Raw genomic sequence first — 17652 nt, 5'->3', positions numbered from 1 at the left:
CTGGCCGCTGTCCGGGACGCTGCTGGCCGGTTTCGGCGGGCGGATGCCCGACGGCCGCGCCAGTTCGGGAGTGCTGATCGGTGCGGCCGCCGGCACCCCGGTGCAGGCGGTCGCCGACGGCACCGTGGTGTTCTCCGAGTGGATGACCGGCTACGGCCTGATCGCCATCGTCGACCACGGCAACGGCCACATGAGCCTGTACGCCCACAACGACGCGCTGGCGCGCGAGGTCGGCGACCGGGTGAGGCGCGGGGACGCCGTCGGCAGCGTCGGCAGCTCCGGCGGCCAGGGCCAGCCGGCGCTGTACTTCGAGCTGCGCCGCGACGGCAAGCCGATCGATCCCGCGGCGTGGCTGCAGAAACGCTGAACGGCAGCCGCTGCCCCCCGACCGCTGCGTGCATAATCGGGCGAACCCGGGTCGCATCGCGCGGTCTGAAACTGGTCCCTCCCGGAGCCGCCTGAATGCGCTACCTCCTGCTGTCGTTCGCCCTCGCCGGCCTGTTGCTGGCGCCCCTGCACGCGCAGGAGCCCGCCGCGCGGCCGCAGCCGTCGCCGCCACCGGCCGCGGCGCCGGAGGACGCGGATGCCGACGCGGGGGCGCCGCCGGCCGGGGCCGAACCCGCCGAGGAAGCGCCCGCCGAGGAAGAGCTCTCCCAGGAAGAGCCCGCCCAGGAAGCGCCCGCCCAGGAAGCGCCCGCCCAGGAAGCGCCCGCCCAGGAAGCGCCCGCCCAGGAAGCGCCCGCCCAGGAAGCGCCCGCCCGGGCGGACGAAGCCGTGCAGGAGGACCCGCCCGTCCAGGCGGACGAAGCCGATCCTGCCGCGGAGGAGCGGCAGGGCGACGGGCTCGCGCCTGCCGGCGACCCCGCGGAGCCGCCTGCGGCGCCGGCCGAGGAGCGGAACCCGGCGCCGCCGGAACAGGCGGCCGATCCGGAGCCGCGCGACCCGGTCCGCGCCGTCGGCGCCAGCGACGACCCGGATGCCGCCGAGAGCCGCTCGACCCGCGTGCCGCTGGCGGAGATCCGCCGCTACGTCGCCGTCTTCAACGCGGTCAGGGACGCCTATGTCGAGCCCGTCGACGACAGCGCGCTGATGCAGTCGGCGATCCGCGGTCTGCTGCTCGACCTGGATCCGCACAGCGCCTACCTGGAGGGCCAGGCCGCCGAAGCCTTCGACGAGAGCACCACCGGCGCCTACGGCGGCATCGGCGTGGAGGTGATGCAGCTGCCCGAGGGCAGCCTGCGCGTGGTGGCGCCGATCGACGAGACTCCCGCCGAGCGTGCCGGCATCCGCAGCGGCGACACCATCGTCGCCGCCGACGGCGAAACCTTCACCCCCTCCAGCCACGATGGCGATGGCCCGCTGCGCGGCGAGCCCGGGACCTCGGTGGTGCTCACCGTGCTGCGCGAAGGGGCCGCCGAACCGCTGGAGATCCCGGTCGAGCGCCAGATCATCCGCGTGGCCAGCGTGCGCGGGCGCATGCTCGAGCCGGGCTACGCCTACATCCGCATCGCCGCCTTCCAGGTGGACACCGCCGCCGAATTCCAGCGCACCCTGCGCGAACTGCAGGCCGAAGGGCCGCTGCGCGGCCTGGTGATGGACCTGCGCAGCAACCCGGGCGGGTTGCTGACCTCGGCGGTGCAGATCGCCGACGACCTGCTCGAAGCCGGAGCGATCGTCAGCACCCGCGGCCGCATCAGCATCAGCGATGCCGAGTTCTCCGCGACCCCCGGCGACCTGCTCGACGGCGCCGCGGTGGCGGTGATCGTCGATGCCGGATCGGCCAGCGCCTCGGAAGTGCTGGCGGGAGCGCTGCGCGACAACGGCCGCGCGCGCATCGTCGGCAGCCGCACCTTCGGCAAGGGCTCGGTGCAGACCGTGCTGCCGCTGGACAACGGCGACTCGGTCAAGCTCACCACCGCGCGCTACTACACTCCCAGCGGGCGCTCGATCCAGGCGCGCGGCATCGATCCGGACGTGGTGCTGCAGGCGGAAAATCGCCCGGCGAGCCTCGCCCGCGAGTACTCGGAAGCGGCGCTGCCGGGGCACCTGCGCGGCGACGAGGAAGGACTGCCGGGCGACAACGCCGGCGAGGTGCTCGACGGCGACGGCCCGATCGACGCGGCGCTGGCCGAGCTGAAGAGCCCGACGCCGGCACCGCCGCCGACGGCTGCCGCCAGCGTCGCGAACGCGCGCCGCTGAAGCGGACCCCGGCGGCGCCTGGCGTTCCCCCTGTCGGTCGTTCCCTGTAGGAGCGCGCCATGCGCGCGAAGGCCGGCGCGGTTGGTCATGCCCGGGATCGCCGCCGATCCGGCCGGAGCCTCCCGCGGCCTTCGCGGCCATGGGCCGCTCCTATGGAGGGCCCGCGCAGGGGCCGGTTTCCGTGGGTCCGCTACTCGGCGATCAGCTTGCACTCGATGTGCACGCCGCCGCGCACCGCGACCGCGAGCGCGTCCTGGAAGGTGCCGCAGTCGAGCAGGTTGTCCTCGGACGACCTGCGTCCGGAGTAGACGTTGATCAGCAGCTGCGCACGGCCGCGCTCGACCAGCTGCAGTTGCCCGGGATCCAGCGCCACCGGCGCGAACGTCGCGGTGCCGGCGCCCTCGAGTTCGATCTTCTGCTCGTGCAGGGTCAGCCAGCCCTCCCCGGTGCCGGGGAGTTCGCGCTGCTGCGCCGCGACGGTCGGATAGCCGAAATAGTCGGCCGAGACCACGACGCTCTCGCCGGCCGCTGCGAGCGCGCGCCGGGCGGTGTCGGACAGCTCCACCTGCACCTCGAACCCGTTGTCGCCGCCGGCCGCCGGTGCGGCGGCGGGCGAGGGCCCGTCGGCGGGGCTCGGCGTGCGCTCGCAGCCGAACAGGGCGGCGGCGAGGGCCGAGAGCAGCGCGATACGGACGGGATGCTGCATGCGCGGGTCTCCTAGCGCGTCAGCGCGGCTTGGCGGGCAGGGGAAATGGCGTGACGACTTTTTCGCCCGAGCCGGCATCGCGGATCGCCGACTGCCCCTTCTTCTCGACCTCCTCGATGCGCAGGATGCACTGCATCGGCAGGTGCAGCACGCGGGTGTCGGCGAACTCGTCGCGCAGGCGCTCCTCGGTGGGGTCCACTACCACGCCGTCGTGGACGTCGAACACCAGGTCGGCGACCTCCGTGAAGCCCCAGAGGCTGCCGCTGTGCACGCGCCGCGCGTACAGCTCGTAGACCTTGCCGTGGTTGAGGAAGCTGACCTTGTAGAGCGGCTTGACCATGCGGCGAGTATATTCGCGCGATTGGCGAATGATAGCGGTCGGCAATGGCTGGCGGTGGTTCGTCGCATGCCCCACCGCGCTGGCTACCGCACCCATGGCACATGCCGGTGTTCTTCCGCGCATCCGGCATGCTCCCGTAGGAGCGGCCCATGGCCGCGAAGGCCGCGGGCAGCTCCGATCGGGCAGGCGATGATGCCAGAGGTCTGGCTATCGATTCGCCCCATCGGCTCGGCGGTCGCCTACAGCCTGGTCTCGCGACCAGCTCCACCCATCTCGTTGCTAGTACCCCTGCCGCCGGCGCAGGCGCCGGGCGATCGCGCCGCGCGAGGCCAGCGCGAACACCGCCCCGAACAGGAACCCGCCCACGTGCGCCGCCCAGGCCACCATGCCGAAGGCGGGGCCGATGTAGGCGAACACCACCTGCAGCAGCGCCCAGATGCCGATCAGCAGCGACGCCGGGGCGCGCACGAACTCCAGGAACAGCCCGAGCGGCAGCACCACCCCCAGCCGCGCGCGCGGGAACAGCGCGAGATAGGCGCCGATCAGCGCCGAGACCGCGCCGCTGGCGCCGATGATCAGCCGGTCCGGCGCGCCGATGGCCAGGGCGGCGATGAAGTTGGCGAAGGCGCCGCCGAGCAGGAACAGGCCGAGGAACCGCCACGGCCCCATCGCCCGCTCGGCCGGCAGCCCGAAGATCAGCAGGAACACCAGGTTGCCGAGCAGGTGCGCCCAGTCGGCATGCAGGAACAGCGCGCTCAGCAGGCGCAGCCAGCGCTCGGCTTCCGACCACGAACGCAGCAGGTCGGTCGGCGCCAGGCCGCCGCTCAGGGCGCCCCATTCCAGCAGCAGGTCGTGCTGCACGCTGTCCGGGCGCATGCTCGCCCACAGGTAGGCGAGCCAGAGCAGCGCGCACAGCAGCGGGGTGGCCCAGCGGAAGCCCGGTCGGGCGTGGGTGGGAATGGAAACGAACATGCCGGCGGCGTAGGCGGGAAGCGGCCACGATACCTGTTCAGTATCGACCGCGGCGGATTCGTGTCGCAGTTCCCGTGACCACACGCCCGGGTACGGTTATAGTGCGCCCGGCGCCGCGGTCGGGAGGGGCTTCCGATGCAGGCACAGGGCCGGGACAAGGCCTGGCATGTTGCGGCGCGTCAAACCAATTAAGTCATCGGAGAGACCATAGCAATGCATACTTCCCCCCGCACCCGCTCCCTTTCCGTCCTGGCGCTCGGCGTGGCCGCTGCGCTCGCCGGCGCCGGCCAGGCGCACGCGTCCGCATTCGAGCTGCGCGAGAACAGCGTCAAGGCCCAGGGCCGCGCGATGGCCGGTTCCGCCTCCGCCTGGGGCGATGCCTCGGTGGTGGTCAACAACCCGGCGATGATGTCCACCTTCGATCGCACCACCGTGCAGGGCGACGTCACCGCGATCGATCTCTCGTTCGAATTCAACGGCGGCGGCAGCGCGGCCGCGGGCAGCCCGCTGCAGCAGCCGCTGACCGGCGGCGACGGCGGCGATGCCGGCGGCCTGACCCCGGTGCCGGCGATGTCCTTCATCCTGCCGCTCAGCGACCGCTTCGAGTACCTGACCCTGGGCGCCATGGTCAGCGCGCCGTTCGGCCTGAAGACCGAGTACGACTCCGACTGGGTGGGCCGCTACCACGCGGTCGAGTCCGACGTGCGCATCGTCGACCTCACCCTCTCTGCCGCGGTCGAGATCAGCGACCGCTTCTCGGTCGGTTTCGGCGCGGTGATCGAGCGCGCCGACGTCACCCTGTCCAACGCCATCGACTTCGGCAGCTCGCTGTGCGCCAACCCGGCCACCCAGCCGCTGTGCTTCCAGCCCGATCCGGTCACCGGCCCGTACGGCCCGCAGAAGAACGACGGCTTCATCTCGATCGAGGGCGACGACACCAACCTGGGCTGGGTCGGCGGACTGAGCTTCCGCCCGACCGAGCGCGTCTCGCTGGGCTACGCCTACCGGTCGGAGATCAAGCACGAGATCAGCGGCCATGCCGATTTCACCGTGCCTTCCAACGTCGCGCCGATCCTGGCCGGTACCGGCCAGTTCGTCGACACCGGCGGCGGCGCGCGCCTGGTGCTGCCGAGCACCCATACCTTCAGCGGCAGCTGGCGGGTCAACGACCAGCTCACCCTGATGGCGGAGACCGCGCTGACCGGCTGGAGCTCGATGGAGGAAGTGCGCATCCAGTTCGAGAATCCCGCGCAGCCGGACTCGGCCGAGGACTACAACTGGCACGACAGCTGGTTCTACACCGTCGGCGCCGAGTACGCGCTCAACGACCGCTTCACCCTGCGCGGCGGCATCGGCCGCGACGAGTCGCCGATCGCCTTCCAGCACCGCACCCCGCGCATGCCCGACCAGGACCGCAACTGGTACGCGATCGGCCTGAGCTGGGCGGCATCCGACCAGATGGAAATCTCCGCGGCCTACACCCGCATCCAGATGGCCGACGACCCGGAAGTGGACCTGGTCTCGAGCAGCGGCTCGCGCCTGACCGGCACCTACGACGGCGGCGCCAACCTGTTCGGCATCTCGGCGCAGTACCGGTTCTGATCCACCGCGTCATCGCTTCGCGAAAAGCCCCGCTTCGGCGGGGCTTTTTGTTGTTCGCGCGGGAGTGAGCTCGCCGTTGCGCTCGATCGCGTCCAGCTGGCTGCCGCCACCACGGGCGACCGCCGCGCTATTTCAGCCGCGAGGGTCGCGCCAACGCGCCGGGGATCGACGGCCGCACATGTACGTATGATGCCGAGACCCGACGACCGCTGCGTCCACCCCAGTCAGGCCAGCTCTCCGGACGAGTAAGGATCGATGGAATAGGGAAATACCTGGCTGAGGAACCGCGGCTGCGACTGGATGCGTTTCACCCACGAAATGAACGCCGGGTAGCGCGATAGCTCGATCCCTGCTTCCTCCGCGCGGTGTGCGTAAGCGAACACCGCGATATCCGCGACCGAGTACGCTCCATCCACCAGAAATGGCGTGGCAGCCAGGTGCGCGTCGAGCACGCCCAACGCACGACGGGCGCCGGCGTGCTTCATCGCAACGAGTTCCTCGGGGCGCCGCTCGAGCTTTCCGGTCAGGGCCCAGTACCTGAGTGAACCGATCGTGCTTTGAACGTAATCGATCTCGAAGGACATCCACTGCGCCACCTTGGCGCGCAGGAACCTGCCTTCGGGGAGGTACTCCGTTCCCTCGGCCAGGTAGGCGAGGATCGCGTTCGACTCGGAAAGTACCGATCCATCGTCCAGCCGGATCGCGGGCACTGCACCGGTGGGGTTGATCGCGCGGTACTCCGCCGCCTGCCCCGCGCCCTCGAAGATGCTGACCAGTCGAGTCTGGTGCGGCGTCTGCAGCTGCGACAGCAGCAGGCGCACCTTGTAGCCGTTCTGCGAGGGAAGATAGTCGTATAGGGTCAGCATGGCGATCCTCGCATGTGGAAACGGCCATCTTCCGGTCATGCCGGGGCCTGCGCATATCCGAATCTTGCGATGCAATCCCGGCGCAGGATTGCCGAGCAAGGATCGGGGAGCGAGCCTGGCATGTGGGCGCTAAGGTGGGTCCAGGTCGATCGGGAGTCGTGGCATGAAATCCGGGCATCTTGACCCGTCCGCCTGCTGGGCCGCCCTGAAGCGGCGCGATCCCAACGCAGACGGCAAGTTCGTGTATTCGGTGCGCACGACCGGCGTCTACTGCCGCCCTTCGTGCTCGGCGCGGGCCGCGCGGCCGGAGAACATCGCGTTCCACGCGAGCTGCGCGGCGGCCGAGCGCGCGGGGTTCCGGCCCTGCCTGCGGTGCATGCCGAATGGCCGGTCGCGAAGCGAGAGGAATGCGGAGGCGGTGGTCGCTGCGTGTCGGTTGATCGAGCAGAACGACTCGCCTCTGCCGCTGTCGCAACTTGCCGAGGCGGTCGGCATGAGCCCCTACCATTTCCATCGGGTCTTCAAGTCCGTCACCGGCGTGACGCCGCGGGCGTATGCGGTGGCGCAGCGCTCGCAGCGCATGCGCCAGGCGCTGCCCACCGCCCCCAGCGTGACTTCTGCAGTCTACGACGCGGGTTTCAGTTCCAGTGGCCGCTTCTACGAAGCCGCACCCGCGGCGCTGGGCATGTCGCCTGGGCGCTTCAGGGCAGGCGGCCCGGGAACGCGCATCCGGTTCGCCGTCGGCGATTGCTCGCTCGGCTCGATCATCGTGGCTGCAACGGACGTCGGCGTCTGTGCGATTTTTCTGGGCGACGACCCCCAGGCGCTGGTGGACGATCTCCAGAAACGCTTTCCACAGGCCGACCTCGTCGGGGCGGACGCGGATTTCGAGCAGACTGCGGCAGCCGCGATCGCGCTCGTGGAATCGCCTCGGTCCAGGTTCGACCTGCCCTTGGATATCCAGGGGACGGCGTTCCAGCAGCGGGTGTGGGAGGCGTTGCGCAAGATCGGAGCGGGGAAAACCGCGAGCTATGCGGAGATTGCCGCTGCGATCGGCCGACCAAAGGCGGTGCGCGCGGTTGCCCAGGCCTGCGCAGCGAATCCGCTGGCGGTGGCGATCCCCTGCCACCGCGTCGTTCGTCGGGACGGGACCCCCTCGGGGTATCGTTGGGGCGTCGATCGCAAGCGCGCCTTGCTCGAACGCGAGGGTGCCGCATGAGCAGCGGTTTGCTCGGCGGGCACGACTGGAGCGGCGTCGAGGCGAGCCTGGAATCCGATGGATGGGCGCGGCTGCCGGGGCTGCTCGACGTGGGGGCCTGTCGGGCCACGGCCGCGCGATACGGCTGCGAGGAGGGCTTTCGCTCGCGGGTGGTGATGCATCGGCATGGGTTCGGCCGCGGCGAGTATCGCTACTTTTCCTACCCGCTGCCGGACCCCATCGAGACGCTGCGGACCGGACTGTACGCGTCTCTGCGGCCGCTCGCGAACAGCTGGAACCAGCGGCTCGGTTCGGAGGTTCGATTTCCGCAGGCGCATGCGGAGTTCCTCTCGCAGTGCCATGCGGCAGGGCAATCGCGGCCGACGCCGCTGCTGCTGAAGTACGGCCCCGGAGACTACAACCGTCTCCATCAGGACCTCTACGGCGAGCACGTGTTCCCGATCCAGGTGACGATACTGCTATCGGAGCCGGGGCGCGATTTCACGGGAGGCGAGTTCGTACTGACCGAGCAGCGCCCGCGCATGCAGTCGCGTGCGACGGTAGTGCCCCTGCGGCAAGGCGATGCGGTGGCGTTCGCGGTGAACGAACGGCCGGTGCCCGGCGCGCGCGGCGACTACCGGGTGAAGATGCGGCACGGTGTGAGCGCCGTCATGAGCGGAGCCCGTCATACATTGGGCATCATCCTGCACGACGCAGCCTGAGAAAGGCGGCGGAGGAAATCGATCCTTCTGCAGGAACATGCCGGCGACGCTCCTGCGCAACCGGGCCCTGAAATCCGTCCAGCGGGCAGTTCAGCCCGCAAGGGCTTCGAGCAATGCCGCCCACAGCGGCAGCGTCGCCAGCGACAGCAGGATGCCGTAGGCGACCAGGGCGGCGGCCAGGCGCGGGGCGAGGTTGTGGGAGATCGCCAGCGCCGCGGCGGTGATCATGGTCGGCATCGCCGACTCGAGCACGTTGGCCTGCAGCATCTTCCCCTGCATGCCGAACAGCAGTGAGAGCGCCAGCGCCAGCGCCGGCATCACCAGCAGTTTCAGCGCCAGTCCGGTGGCGAGTGGCTTCAGTTCGCCGCGCGGGATCCGCAGGCGGATCGCCAGGCCGACGGCCAGCATCACCAGCGGCAGCATCGCGTCGGCCAGCCGCTGCAGGCCCTGGGCGATCCAGTCCGGCGGCTGCGCCGGCATCAGGGTCAGGCCGAACGCCAGCGCCCACAGCGGCGGAAAACGCACGATGCGCAGGCCGATCTCGCGCGCCGAAGGCGGTGCATCGCCGCTGTAGCGGGCGATCACGTACAGGCCGAACGTCGACAGCAGCACGAAGGTGCCGAACTGGTCGTAGACCACGGCGAAAGGGAGCGCGTCGTCGCCCAGCAGGGCGCGGATCATCGGGTAGCCGATGAAGCTGCTGTTGGCCAGCGCGACGCACAGCAGCACTACGCCGAGTTCGTCGCGACGGAAGCGCAGCAGGCGCGCCAGCGGCAGCACCAGCGCGACGGTGGCGGCGGCCAGCAGCCAGGGCGTGGCGGCCAGGCCGAGCAGGGAGGGCTCGAACCGCAGCCGCGGCACGTACAGCAGTACCGCCGCCGGCAGGCAGACGTACAGCACCACCAGGTTGAGCGACTCGGAGGCGGCGTCCGGCAGCACCCGCACGCGTGCGAACAGCATGCCCAGGGCGAGCATGGCGAGGATCAGGGCGAAGGCGTCGAAGGCCATGCGGAGGAGGTTGCCAGACCGGGCTTCATCTTGGTGGGCCGCATCGGCGTGGTCTCTCCGCGCCCGGGAGGCGAGCGATGCGTGTGCTGGATACAGGGGCCCGGTCGCCCCGCCGCCGGGGGGGCGCCTTCGGCCGCGGCTGGCGCCACGGAACGCGCTTTTCCGTAGAGCGGAGCTTGCTCCGCTATGCGCGGGCTCCGGAGCCGGGAGCAGCGGAGCAAGCTCCGCTCTACGGGAGACTTTGCCCGGGAGGTTCGGGAGATCAGTCCTCCAGCGTCAGCAGCGAGGCGTTGCCGCCGGCGGCGGTGGTGTTGATGGTCACCGCCTTCTCGGTGGCGAAGCGCGGCAGGTAGTGCGGACCGCCGGCCTTGGGGCCGGTGCCGGACAGGCCCTGGCCGCCGAACGGCTGCACCCCGACCACCGCGCCGATCTGGTTGCGGTTGGCGTAGACGTTGCCCACCCGCGCCTGCGAGGCGATGCGCTCGACGGTTGCGTCGATGCGCGAGTGGATGCCCAGGGTCAGGCCGTAGCCGGTGGAGTTGATCGCCGCGATCACCTTGTCCAGTTCGTTGGCCTTCCAGCGGATCACGTGCAGGGCGGGACCGAATTTCTCGTCCTCGAGCTGGTCGATCGACTTCAGCTCCCAGGCCCGCGGCAGGAAGAAGGTGCCGTGGGCCAGGTGCGCGCCGCCCGGGGCCTCGGCGATCAGCCGCGCCTCGGTGGCCATGCGTGCGGCATGCTCGTCCAGCATCTTCACCGCGTCGGTGTCGATCACCGGGCCGACGTCGGTCGACAGCAGGGCCGGGTCGCCGACCTGCAGTTCCGCCATGGCGCCGGCCAGCATCTCGATGACCCGGTCGGCCACGTCGTCCTGCACGAACAGGATGCGCGCGGCGGAGCAGCGCTGGCCGGCCGAGGTGAACGCCGAGCCCAGCACGTCCTTGACCAGCTGCTCGGGCAGCGCCGAGGAATCGGCGATCAGCGCGTTCTGGCCGCCGGTCTCGGCGATCAGCACGCCGATCGCGGCGTCGCGCGCGGCCATCGCCCGGTTGATCGCGCGCGCGGTGAAGGTGGAGCCGGTGAAGGCGATGCCGGCCACGCGCGGATCCTTGGTGAGCGCGGCGCCCACGGTGGCGCCGTCGCCGGGCAGGAACTGCAGCACCTCGCGCGGGATGCCGGCCTCGTGCAGCAGCTGCACCGCGTAGTAGCCGACCAGGCTGGTCTGCTCTGCGGGCTTGGCGATCACGCTGTTGCCGGCCGCCAGCGCCGCAGCCACCTGGCCGGTGAAGATCGCCAGCGGGAAGTTCCAAGGGCTGATGCAGACGAACACGCCGCGACCGGCGTGCTGCAGGGTATTGGTTTCGCCGGTGGGGCCGGGCAGCGGCTCGGGCACGAACAGCTTGCGCGCCTGGCCGGCGTAGTAGCGCAGGAAATCGACCGCCTCGCGCACCTCGGCCACGCCGTCCGGGATGGTCTTGCCGGCCTCCTTCGTGCACAGGGCGATGAACTGCGCCATGCGCGCTTCCAGCAGCTCCGCGGCATGCTCCAGCAGCGCCGCGCGCGAGGCCGCCGGAGTCGCGTCCCAGCCGGGCTGCGCCGCCACCGCGTTGGCCAGGGCGCGCTCCACCGTGGCCGCATCGGCCGCCTGCCAGCGGCCCACGCGCTGGCGGCGGTCGGCGGGGTTGGTGACCTCGATCTCCGGCCCCGACGGCTGCGCGCCCGGCACCAGCGGCGCCGCGCGCCAGTCGGCCACCGCTGCATTCACCTGTTCGGCCAGCTGGCGCAGGCGGTCGTCATCGGCGAGGTTGAGGCCCATGGAATTGCTCCTGTCGTGGCCCTGGCTGCGGAACAGCTCGACCGGCAGCGGGATGCGGGGGTGGGGAAGGCACTCGAATGCGGCGACGGTCGCCACCGGGTCCTGGATCAGCGCCTCGATCGGCACGTCCTCGTCGCTGATGCGGTTGACGAAGCTCGAGTTGGCGCCGTTCTCGAGCAGCCGGCGGACCAGGTAGGGCAGCAGGTCCTCGTGGCTGCCGACCGGGGCGTAGACCCGGCACGGCACGCCCATGCGCTCGGGCGGGATCACCTCGGCATAGAGGTCGTCGCCCATGCCGTGCAGCTTCTGGAACTCGTACGGCGCCGTCTCCGGCCGCAGCGCGCCCGGCAGGTACAGGGACGCCATTCGCTGCACCGCGCAGATGGTATGCGCGTTGTGGGTGGCGAACATCGGGTACACCGCGTCGGCGGCCTCGAGCATGCGCCGCGCGCAGGCCAGGTACGACACGTCGGTGTTCGGCTTGCGGGTGAACACCGGATAGCCGTCGTGGCCTTCGACCTGGGCGCGCTTGATCTCGCTGTCCCAGTACGCGCCCTTGACCAGGCGCAGCGGGATGCGGCGACCGTGGCGGCGCGCCAGGTCGACGACGAAGTCGATCACCGCCGGGGCGCGCTTCTGGTAGGCCTGCACCGCCAGGCCGTAGCCCTCCCAGCCGTCCAGCGACGGGTCGGCGTAGGCGGCGGCGATCACGTCCAGGGACAGCTCCAGGCGCTCGGATTCCTCGGCGTCGACGGTGAAGCCGATGCCCTGGGCGCGGGCGCGCTGCGCCAGCGCCAGCACCCGCGGAGCGAGCTCGGCCAGTACGCGCCGACGTTTGGCGTGCTCGTAGCGCGGGTGCAGCGCCGACAGTTTCACCGAGATCGACGGCGCGGCGAACGGGTCGCCCCCGGCATAGCTGCCGCCCGGACCGCCGCGGCCGATGGCCTCGATGGCGCCGTGGTAGGCGCGCAGGTAGCGCTGCGCGTCCTTCTCGGTCAGCGCGGCCTCGCCGAGCATGTCGAACGAGTAGCGGTAGGCGGCGTTGCGGCCCTTGCGGCCGCGCGCCAACGCCTCGTCGATGGTGCGGCCCATCACGAACTGGTGGCCCATGATCCGCATCGCCTGGCGCACCGCCAGGCGGATCACCGGCTCGCCGACGCGCCCGAGCACGCGCTGGAAGGCGTTGTGCACGTCGCGCTTGGTGTCGTCGGCCAGGTCCACCAGCTGCCCGGTGAGCATCAGTCCCCAGGTGGAGGCGTTGACCAGCACCGACTCGGACCGGCCCATGTGCCGCTTCCAGTCGGCCTCGCCGAGCTTGTCGCGGATCAACCTGTCGGTGGTGTCCGGGTCGGGGATGCGCAGCAGCGCCTCGGCCACGCACATCAGCAGCACGCCCTCCTCGCTGCCGAGGTCGTACTGCTGCATGAAGGCCTCGATCGCGCCCTGGTCCTGGGCCCGTGCGCGCACCCGCCGCACCAGGTCGGCGGCCGCGGCCTGGACCGCGGCGCCGTCCTCGGCCGGCAGCCGCGCCTGGGCGAGCAGGGCGCGCAGGTGCGCGGTCTCGTCCAGCGCCCAGCTGGCGGTGATCGCGGCCCGCGCCGGCGGCGGCGGGTCGGGCAGTTCCGGGGAGAGGATGGTGGGCACGGGGCACCGGGGTCGGGCGAAGCCCGCGATTCTAGGGCCTGCCGGTTCGCCGCGACAGGGGAGCGCGGGGCGGCCGTGACGCCGTTCAGCCGCGGACGGCGCGGCGCCACGACTTGCCCGCAAATGCCTGCCGCAGCTACCATTTGCGGGTTAACCGCAGCCCGCCACCGCGCCATCCAGCCCCTGGACTCCCCGGGGCGAGGGGTCGGTCGCGCTTCCGCCAGCCACCAGCAGACGCCAACGAGGCATTCGGGGTTCCAAAGTGATGCAAGCCGGTCGTTTCAAGCAATGGGCCCTGGGTCTCGCCGCGATGGCGCTGTCCACGGGTGCGCTCGCGCAGTCCGCCGATCCGCAGCGCTGGCAGCTGAACATGGGGCGCGGCGTCACCGCCACCTCCCAGAACGCCTACGAGGCGCACATGTTCGTGCTCTGGGTCTGCGTGGTCATCGGCGTCATCGTGTTCGGCGCGATGGCCGTGGCGATGGTGAAGTTCCGCAAGTCCAAGGGCGCGGTCGCGGCGCAGTTCAGCCACAACACCACCGCCGAGGTGATCTGGACCATCGTGCCGATCATCATCCTGGTGGTCATGGCGGTGCCGGCCACCGCCAAGCTGATCGCGATGTACGACGTGCGCGACTCCGAGATGACCGTCAAGGTCACCGGCTACCAGTGGATGTGGGCCTACGAGTACATCGGCGAGGACGTCTCCTTCACCAGCCGCATGGACCGCGAGAGCGACCGCCTGCGCCAGAACCGCGCCACCACCCGCGCCGAGCTCGACGCGCACCCGGCCTACCTGCTCGACGTCGACAACGAACTGGTGCTGCCGGTCGACACCAAGGTGCGCTTCGTGGTGACCGCCGACGACGTGATCCATTCCTGGTGGGTGCCGGCGCTGGGCTGGAAGCAGGACGCGATCCCCGGCCTGGTCAACGAGGCCTGGACCGAGATCCGCGAGCCCGGCGTCTATCGCGGCCAGTGCGCCGAGCTGTGCGGCAAGGACCATGCCTTCATGCCGATCGTGGTCCGCGCGGTCCCGCGCGACGAGTTCGATACCTGGCTGGCCGCGCGCAAGGCCGATTCGGCGCCGCAGGATCCCTCGGTGATCGACGAAGAAGGCAGCGGCACCGCCCCGCGCGGCGTCGACCCCGACATGATCGAGGACGCGGCCGAGGGCGAGGAGCCCGCGCTGCAGACCGGCACCGCCCCCGCCGCCGCGACCCCCGCGGCCTGATCGACCCATACCGAAAGTATTCCAGGCAGACGCCATGTCCACGCATACCGCAACCGCCGACCACCACCAGACCGACGAGCACGGCCACAAGCAGGGCTTCGTCGAGCGCTGGCTGTTCTCGACCAACCACAAGGACATCGGCACGCTGTACCTGCTGTTCTCGTTCCTGATGTTCGTCATCGGTGCGGGAATGAGCGTGATCATCCGCACCGAGCTGGCGGTGCCGGGCCTGCAGCACGTCAACCCGGACTTCTTCAACCAGATGACCACCATGCATGCGCTGGTGATGATCTTCGGCGGGGTGATGCCGGCCTTCGTCGGCCTGGCCAACTGGATGGTCCCGCTGCAGATCGGCGCGCCGGACATGGCGCTGCCGCGCATGAACAACTGGTCGTTCTGGATCCTGCCGTTCGCGTTCACCATGCTGCTGATGACGCTGTTCCTGCCAGGCGGCGGCCCGGCCAGCGGCTGGACGCTGTACCCGCCGCTGAGCCTGCAGGGCGGCAACAGCGTGGCGTTCACCATCTTCGCCATCCACATGATGGGCATCAGCTCGATCATGGGCGCGATCAACGTGATCGCCACCATCCTCAACATGCGCGCGCCCGGCATCGACCTGCTGAAGATGCCGATCTTCTGCTGGGCCTGGCTGATCACCGCATTCCTGCTGATCGCGGTGATGCCGGTGCTGGCCGGCGCGGTGACCATGCTGCTGACCGACAAGTTCTTCGGCACCAGCTTCTTCTTCGCCGCCGGCGGCGGCGACCCGGTGATGTACCAGCACATCTTCTGGTTCTTCGGTCATCCCGAGGTCTACATCATGATCCTGCCGGCGTTCGGGATCGTCTCGGAAATCCTGCCGACCTTCAGCCGCAAGCCGCTGTTCGGCTACCAGGCGATGGTGTACGCCATCGCCGCGATCGCGTTCCTGTCGTTCATCGTCTGGGCCCACCACATGTTCACGGTGGGCATGCCGCTGGGCGGCGAGATCTACTTCATGTTCGCCACCATGCTCATCGCCATCCCCACCGGGGTGAAGGTGTTCAACTGGGTCAGCACCATGTGGCGCGGCTCGCTGACCTTCGAGGCGCCGATGCTGTGGTCGATCGCCTTCGTGATCCTGTTCACCATCGGCGGCTTCTCCGGGCTGATGCTGGCGATCGTGCCGGCCGACTTCCAGTACCACGACACCTATTTCGTGGTCGCGCACTTCCACTACGTGCTGGTCACCGGCGCGCTGTTCGGCATCATCGCCGCGGTGTACTACTGGTGGCCGAAATGGTCGGGCCGGATGTACAACGAGACCTGGGCGCAGGTCCACTTCTGGTGGTCGGTGGTGTTCGTGAACTTGCTGTTCTTCCCGCAGCACTTCCTCGGCCTGGCCGGCATGCCGCGCCGCATCCCCGACTACAACGTGGTGTTCGCCGACTGGAACCTGATCAGCTCGATCGGCGCGTTCGGCATGTTCCTCACGCCGTTCATGATGTTCGCCATCCTGTTCCATTCGCTCAAGCGCGGCGCGCCCGCGCCGGCGCGGCCCTGGGAGGCCGCGCGCGGTCTGGAATGGACGGTGCCCTCGCCGGCCCCGCACCACACCTTCAGCGTGCCGCCGGTGATCCGCGACGGCGACCTGGCGCACGGCGATTTCGAACACCTGGACTACGACGACACCAGCGCGCACCTCGACACCGCGGGCCGCAGCAATGACCGGGAAGCGTGACCGACAGCCGCCAGCGGACGATCGGGTTGCGGCCGGCCGCCGTCGCGCGCGCCGGACCGCGCTGGTGGTCGCGGCGATCGCCGTGGCGATCTACGTCGCGTTCATCCTGTCCGGAGTCGTGAGCCGATGAAGGCGCAGCGCGACGTGATCAAGCTGGTGGCGATCGCGGTGGCCGCGTTCGCCTTCACCTTCTCGCTGGTGCCGATCTACCGGATCGCCTGCGAGAAGGTGTTCGGCATCCGCCTCGACGGCACCGCCTCGGCGGCCGGGCCCGCCGGTGCCGCCCAGGCGGTGCCGGGACGCATGGTGACGGTGGAGTTCGACGCCAGCGTCAACTCGAAGCTGCCCTGGTCGTTCCGCCCCAACCAGGCCCGCATGCAGGTGCGGGTGGGCGAGGTCCACGAGACCACCTACTACGCCCACAACGACGGCGACCGCGCGATCGTCGGCAGCGCCACGCCCTCGGTGGCGCCGGCGCGCGCCTCCGGATACTTCCAGAAGACCGAGTGCTTCTGCTTCACCGCGCAGACCCTGGAGGCCGGCGAGACTCGCGACATGCCGGTGCGCTTCATCATCGACCCGGCGCTCCCGCCGGAGGTCGGCACGGTCACGCTGTCCTACACCTTCTTCAAGAACGATGTCGCCACCGAGCGACTGGCGCAGTCCCGCGCCGACGCCGCGCCCGCACTGGCGGCGCGCTGACCCATCCAACCCGCATCACCCACCGGAACACGACCATGGCACAAGCACACGCCCAACCCCACGACGCGAACGTCTATTTCGTGCCGCACGGCAGCCGCTGGCCGGTGTTCGCCTCGGTGTTCCTGTTCGTGGCCATGTTCGGGCTGGCGAGCTGGTTCAACGACGCCGGCTGGGGCCAGATGGTGTTCTACGTGGGGCTGGCCGGCCTGGCCGCGATCCTGTTCAAGTGGTTCGCCGACGTGATCCTCGAGTCGGTCTCGGGCCACTACAACAAGCAGGTCGACACCTCGTTCCGCATGGGGATGGTGTGGTTCATCTTTTCCGAGGTGATGTTCTTCGCGGCGTTCTTCGGCGCCTTGTTCTATGCCCGCATCCTCGCGCTGCCGTGGCTGGGCGGCGAGGGCGTGGCCGGCGTGGCCACCAATACCTTCCTGTGGGAGGGCTTCAGCGCGGCCTGGCCGACCAGCGGCCCGGGCGAGATCGGCGGCGCCTTCCAGACCATTCCGGCCTGGGGCCTGCCGCTGCTCAACACCCTGATCCTGTTGACCTCGGGCGTCACCGTCACCATCGCCCATCACGCGCTCAAGGCCGGCCATCGCACCCGGCTGCTGGTGTTCCTCGGCCTGACCGTGCTGCTCGGCGCGGTGTTCCTGTTTTTCCAGGCGGAGGAGTACATCCACGCCTACCGCGATCTCAACCTGACGCTGGGCTCGGGCATCTACGGCTCGACCTTCTTCATGCTCACCGGCTTCCACGGCGCGCACGTCACCCTGGGCACGATCATGCTGCTGGTGATCTGGTTCCGCTGCCTCAAGGGCCATTTCACCAAGGAAAACCACTTCGCCTTCGAGGCGGTGGCCTGGTACTGGCACTTCGTCGACGTGGTGTGGCTGGGGCTGTTCCTGTTCGTGTACGTGCTTTGA

General features: G+C 70.1%; 13 protein-coding genes and 2 pseudogenes. 9 read left to right on the top strand and 6 right to left on the bottom strand.

The annotated features are described in order from the left end of the window. Together H0E84_RS13160 and H0E84_RS13155 are read left to right on the top strand one after the other, a co-directional pair. Positions 1-367 (top strand): murein hydrolase activator EnvC family protein (locus tag H0E84_RS13160; RefSeq protein WP_180679100.1); only part of this gene is annotated, 367 nt, incomplete at its 5' end. Positions 368-942: 575 nt separating this feature from the next. After that, positions 943-2326 (top strand): annotated as a pseudogene (locus H0E84_RS13155) (S41 family peptidase); the annotation flags it as partial. A gap of 63 nt (positions 2327-2389) precedes the next feature. On the opposite strand, the gene H0E84_RS13150 reads toward H0E84_RS13155, so the two are convergent. The 3 genes from H0E84_RS13150 to H0E84_RS13140 all read right to left on the bottom strand — a co-directional run bounded on the left by H0E84_RS13150 (position 2390) and on the right by H0E84_RS13140 (position 4217). After that, complete coding sequence (locus H0E84_RS13150; protein ID WP_180679098.1) at positions 2390-2905, bottom strand: hypothetical protein; 516 nt, start codon at positions 2903-2905, stop codon at positions 2390-2392. A 19-nt stretch (positions 2906-2924) separates the two neighbouring features. Continuing rightward, positions 2925-3245 carry a DUF1820 family protein gene (locus tag H0E84_RS13145; RefSeq protein WP_180679097.1) on the bottom strand — a complete coding sequence of 107 codons (321 nt, stop codon included), beginning with the start codon at positions 3243-3245 and terminating at the stop codon, positions 2925-2927. A 279-nt stretch (positions 3246-3524) separates the two neighbouring features. Continuing rightward, the gene (locus H0E84_RS13140; protein WP_180679096.1) at positions 3525-4217 is read right to left on the bottom strand and encodes a rhomboid family intramembrane serine protease; all 693 of its coding nucleotides are present in this window, start codon (positions 4215-4217) and stop codon (positions 3525-3527) included. A gap of 213 nt (positions 4218-4430) precedes the next feature. Between H0E84_RS13140 and H0E84_RS13135 the strand changes: the two genes are divergently transcribed. Then, positions 4431-5819 (top strand): OmpP1/FadL family transporter, encoded by a 1389-nt coding sequence (locus tag H0E84_RS13135; protein ID WP_180679095.1) that lies wholly within the window; start codon positions 4431-4433, stop codon positions 5817-5819. 224 nt (positions 5820-6043) lie between these two features. Here H0E84_RS13135 and H0E84_RS13130 read toward each other — a convergent pair whose 3' ends face one another. Continuing rightward, positions 6044-6685: a glutathione S-transferase family protein gene (locus tag H0E84_RS13130; RefSeq protein WP_180679094.1), complete on the bottom strand. Its 642-nt coding sequence runs from the start codon at positions 6683-6685 to the stop codon at positions 6044-6046. A gap of 163 nt (positions 6686-6848) precedes the next feature. Here H0E84_RS13130 and ada point away from each other — a divergent pair, with 163 nt between their 5' ends. Together ada and H0E84_RS13120 are read left to right on the top strand one after the other, a co-directional pair. Continuing rightward, positions 6849-7904: a bifunctional DNA-binding transcriptional regulator/O6-methylguanine-DNA methyltransferase Ada gene (gene ada, locus H0E84_RS13125; RefSeq protein ID WP_180679093.1), complete on the top strand. Its 1056-nt coding sequence runs from the start codon at positions 6849-6851 to the stop codon at positions 7902-7904. A gap of 8 nt (positions 7905-7912) precedes the next feature. Further along, a complete protein-coding gene (locus H0E84_RS13120; RefSeq protein WP_257644213.1) occupies positions 7913-8605 on the top strand; it encodes a 2OG-Fe(II) oxygenase in 693 nt (230 codons plus the stop codon). A 90-nt stretch (positions 8606-8695) separates the two neighbouring features. On the opposite strand, the gene H0E84_RS13115 is transcribed toward H0E84_RS13120, so the two are convergent. Then, positions 8696-9613 (bottom strand): AEC family transporter, encoded by a 918-nt coding sequence (locus H0E84_RS13115; RefSeq protein WP_180679091.1) that lies wholly within the window; start codon positions 9611-9613, stop codon positions 8696-8698. A gap of 262 nt (positions 9614-9875) precedes the next feature. Then, positions 9876-13064: a bifunctional proline dehydrogenase/L-glutamate gamma-semialdehyde dehydrogenase PutA gene (putA, locus tag H0E84_RS13110; protein WP_180679116.1), complete on the bottom strand. Its 3189-nt coding sequence runs from the start codon at positions 13062-13064 to the stop codon at positions 9876-9878. Positions 13065-13338: 274 nt separating this feature from the next. Here putA and coxB point away from each other — a divergent pair, with 274 nt between their 5' ends. The 4 genes and pseudogenes from coxB to H0E84_RS13090 all read left to right on the top strand — a co-directional run bounded on the left by coxB (position 13339) and on the right by H0E84_RS13090 (position 17652). Then, positions 13339-14307, top strand: coding sequence for a cytochrome c oxidase subunit II (coxB, locus tag H0E84_RS13105; protein WP_180679090.1), 969 nt, complete (start codon positions 13339-13341; stop codon positions 14305-14307). Between the two features lie 34 nt (positions 14308-14341). Continuing rightward, positions 14342-15961, top strand: a pseudogene (gene ctaD, locus H0E84_RS13100) (cytochrome c oxidase subunit I); the annotation flags it as partial. Positions 15962-16153: 192 nt separating this feature from the next. Continuing rightward, the gene (locus H0E84_RS13095) at positions 16154-16729 is read left to right on the top strand and encodes a cytochrome c oxidase assembly protein (protein WP_180679088.1); all 576 of its coding nucleotides are present in this window, start codon (positions 16154-16156) and stop codon (positions 16727-16729) included. A gap of 35 nt (positions 16730-16764) precedes the next feature. After that, complete coding sequence (locus H0E84_RS13090; protein WP_180679087.1) at positions 16765-17652, top strand: cytochrome c oxidase subunit 3; 888 nt, start codon at positions 16765-16767, stop codon at positions 17650-17652.

The organism is Luteimonas salinisoli (assembly GCF_013425525.1).
In the GTDB taxonomy this organism is placed as follows: domain Bacteria; phylum Pseudomonadota; class Gammaproteobacteria; order Xanthomonadales; family Xanthomonadaceae; genus Luteimonas; species Luteimonas salinisoli.
Note: the sequence above shows the minus strand (reverse complement) of the source record. Positions and strands in the feature narration are given on the sequence as shown.

Excerpts from the sequence above, each read along its gene's own strand:
- H0E84_RS13150 (WP_180679098.1), bottom strand. The coding sequence starts at position 2,905 with ATGCAGCATCCCGTCCGTATCGCGCTGCTCTCGGCCCTCGCCGCCGCC.
- H0E84_RS13145 (WP_180679097.1), bottom strand. The coding sequence starts at position 3,245 with ATGGTCAAGCCGCTCTACAAGGTCAGCTTCCTCAACCACGGCAAGGTC.
- H0E84_RS13140 (WP_180679096.1), bottom strand. The coding sequence starts at position 4,217 with ATGTTCGTTTCCATTCCCACCCACGCCCGACCGGGCTTCCGCTGGGCC.
- H0E84_RS13135 (WP_180679095.1), top strand. The coding sequence starts at position 4,431 with ATGCATACTTCCCCCCGCACCCGCTCCCTTTCCGTCCTGGCGCTCGGC.
- H0E84_RS13130 (WP_180679094.1), bottom strand. The coding sequence starts at position 6,685 with ATGCTGACCCTATACGACTATCTTCCCTCGCAGAACGGCTACAAGGTG.
- ada (WP_180679093.1), top strand. The coding sequence starts at position 6,849 with ATGAAATCCGGGCATCTTGACCCGTCCGCCTGCTGGGCCGCCCTGAAG.
- H0E84_RS13115 (WP_180679091.1), bottom strand. The coding sequence starts at position 9,613 with ATGGCCTTCGACGCCTTCGCCCTGATCCTCGCCATGCTCGCCCTGGGC.
- coxB (WP_180679090.1), top strand. The coding sequence starts at position 13,339 with ATGCAAGCCGGTCGTTTCAAGCAATGGGCCCTGGGTCTCGCCGCGATG.
- H0E84_RS13095 (WP_180679088.1), top strand. The coding sequence starts at position 16,154 with ATGAAGGCGCAGCGCGACGTGATCAAGCTGGTGGCGATCGCGGTGGCC.
- H0E84_RS13090 (WP_180679087.1), top strand. The coding sequence starts at position 16,765 with ATGGCACAAGCACACGCCCAACCCCACGACGCGAACGTCTATTTCGTG.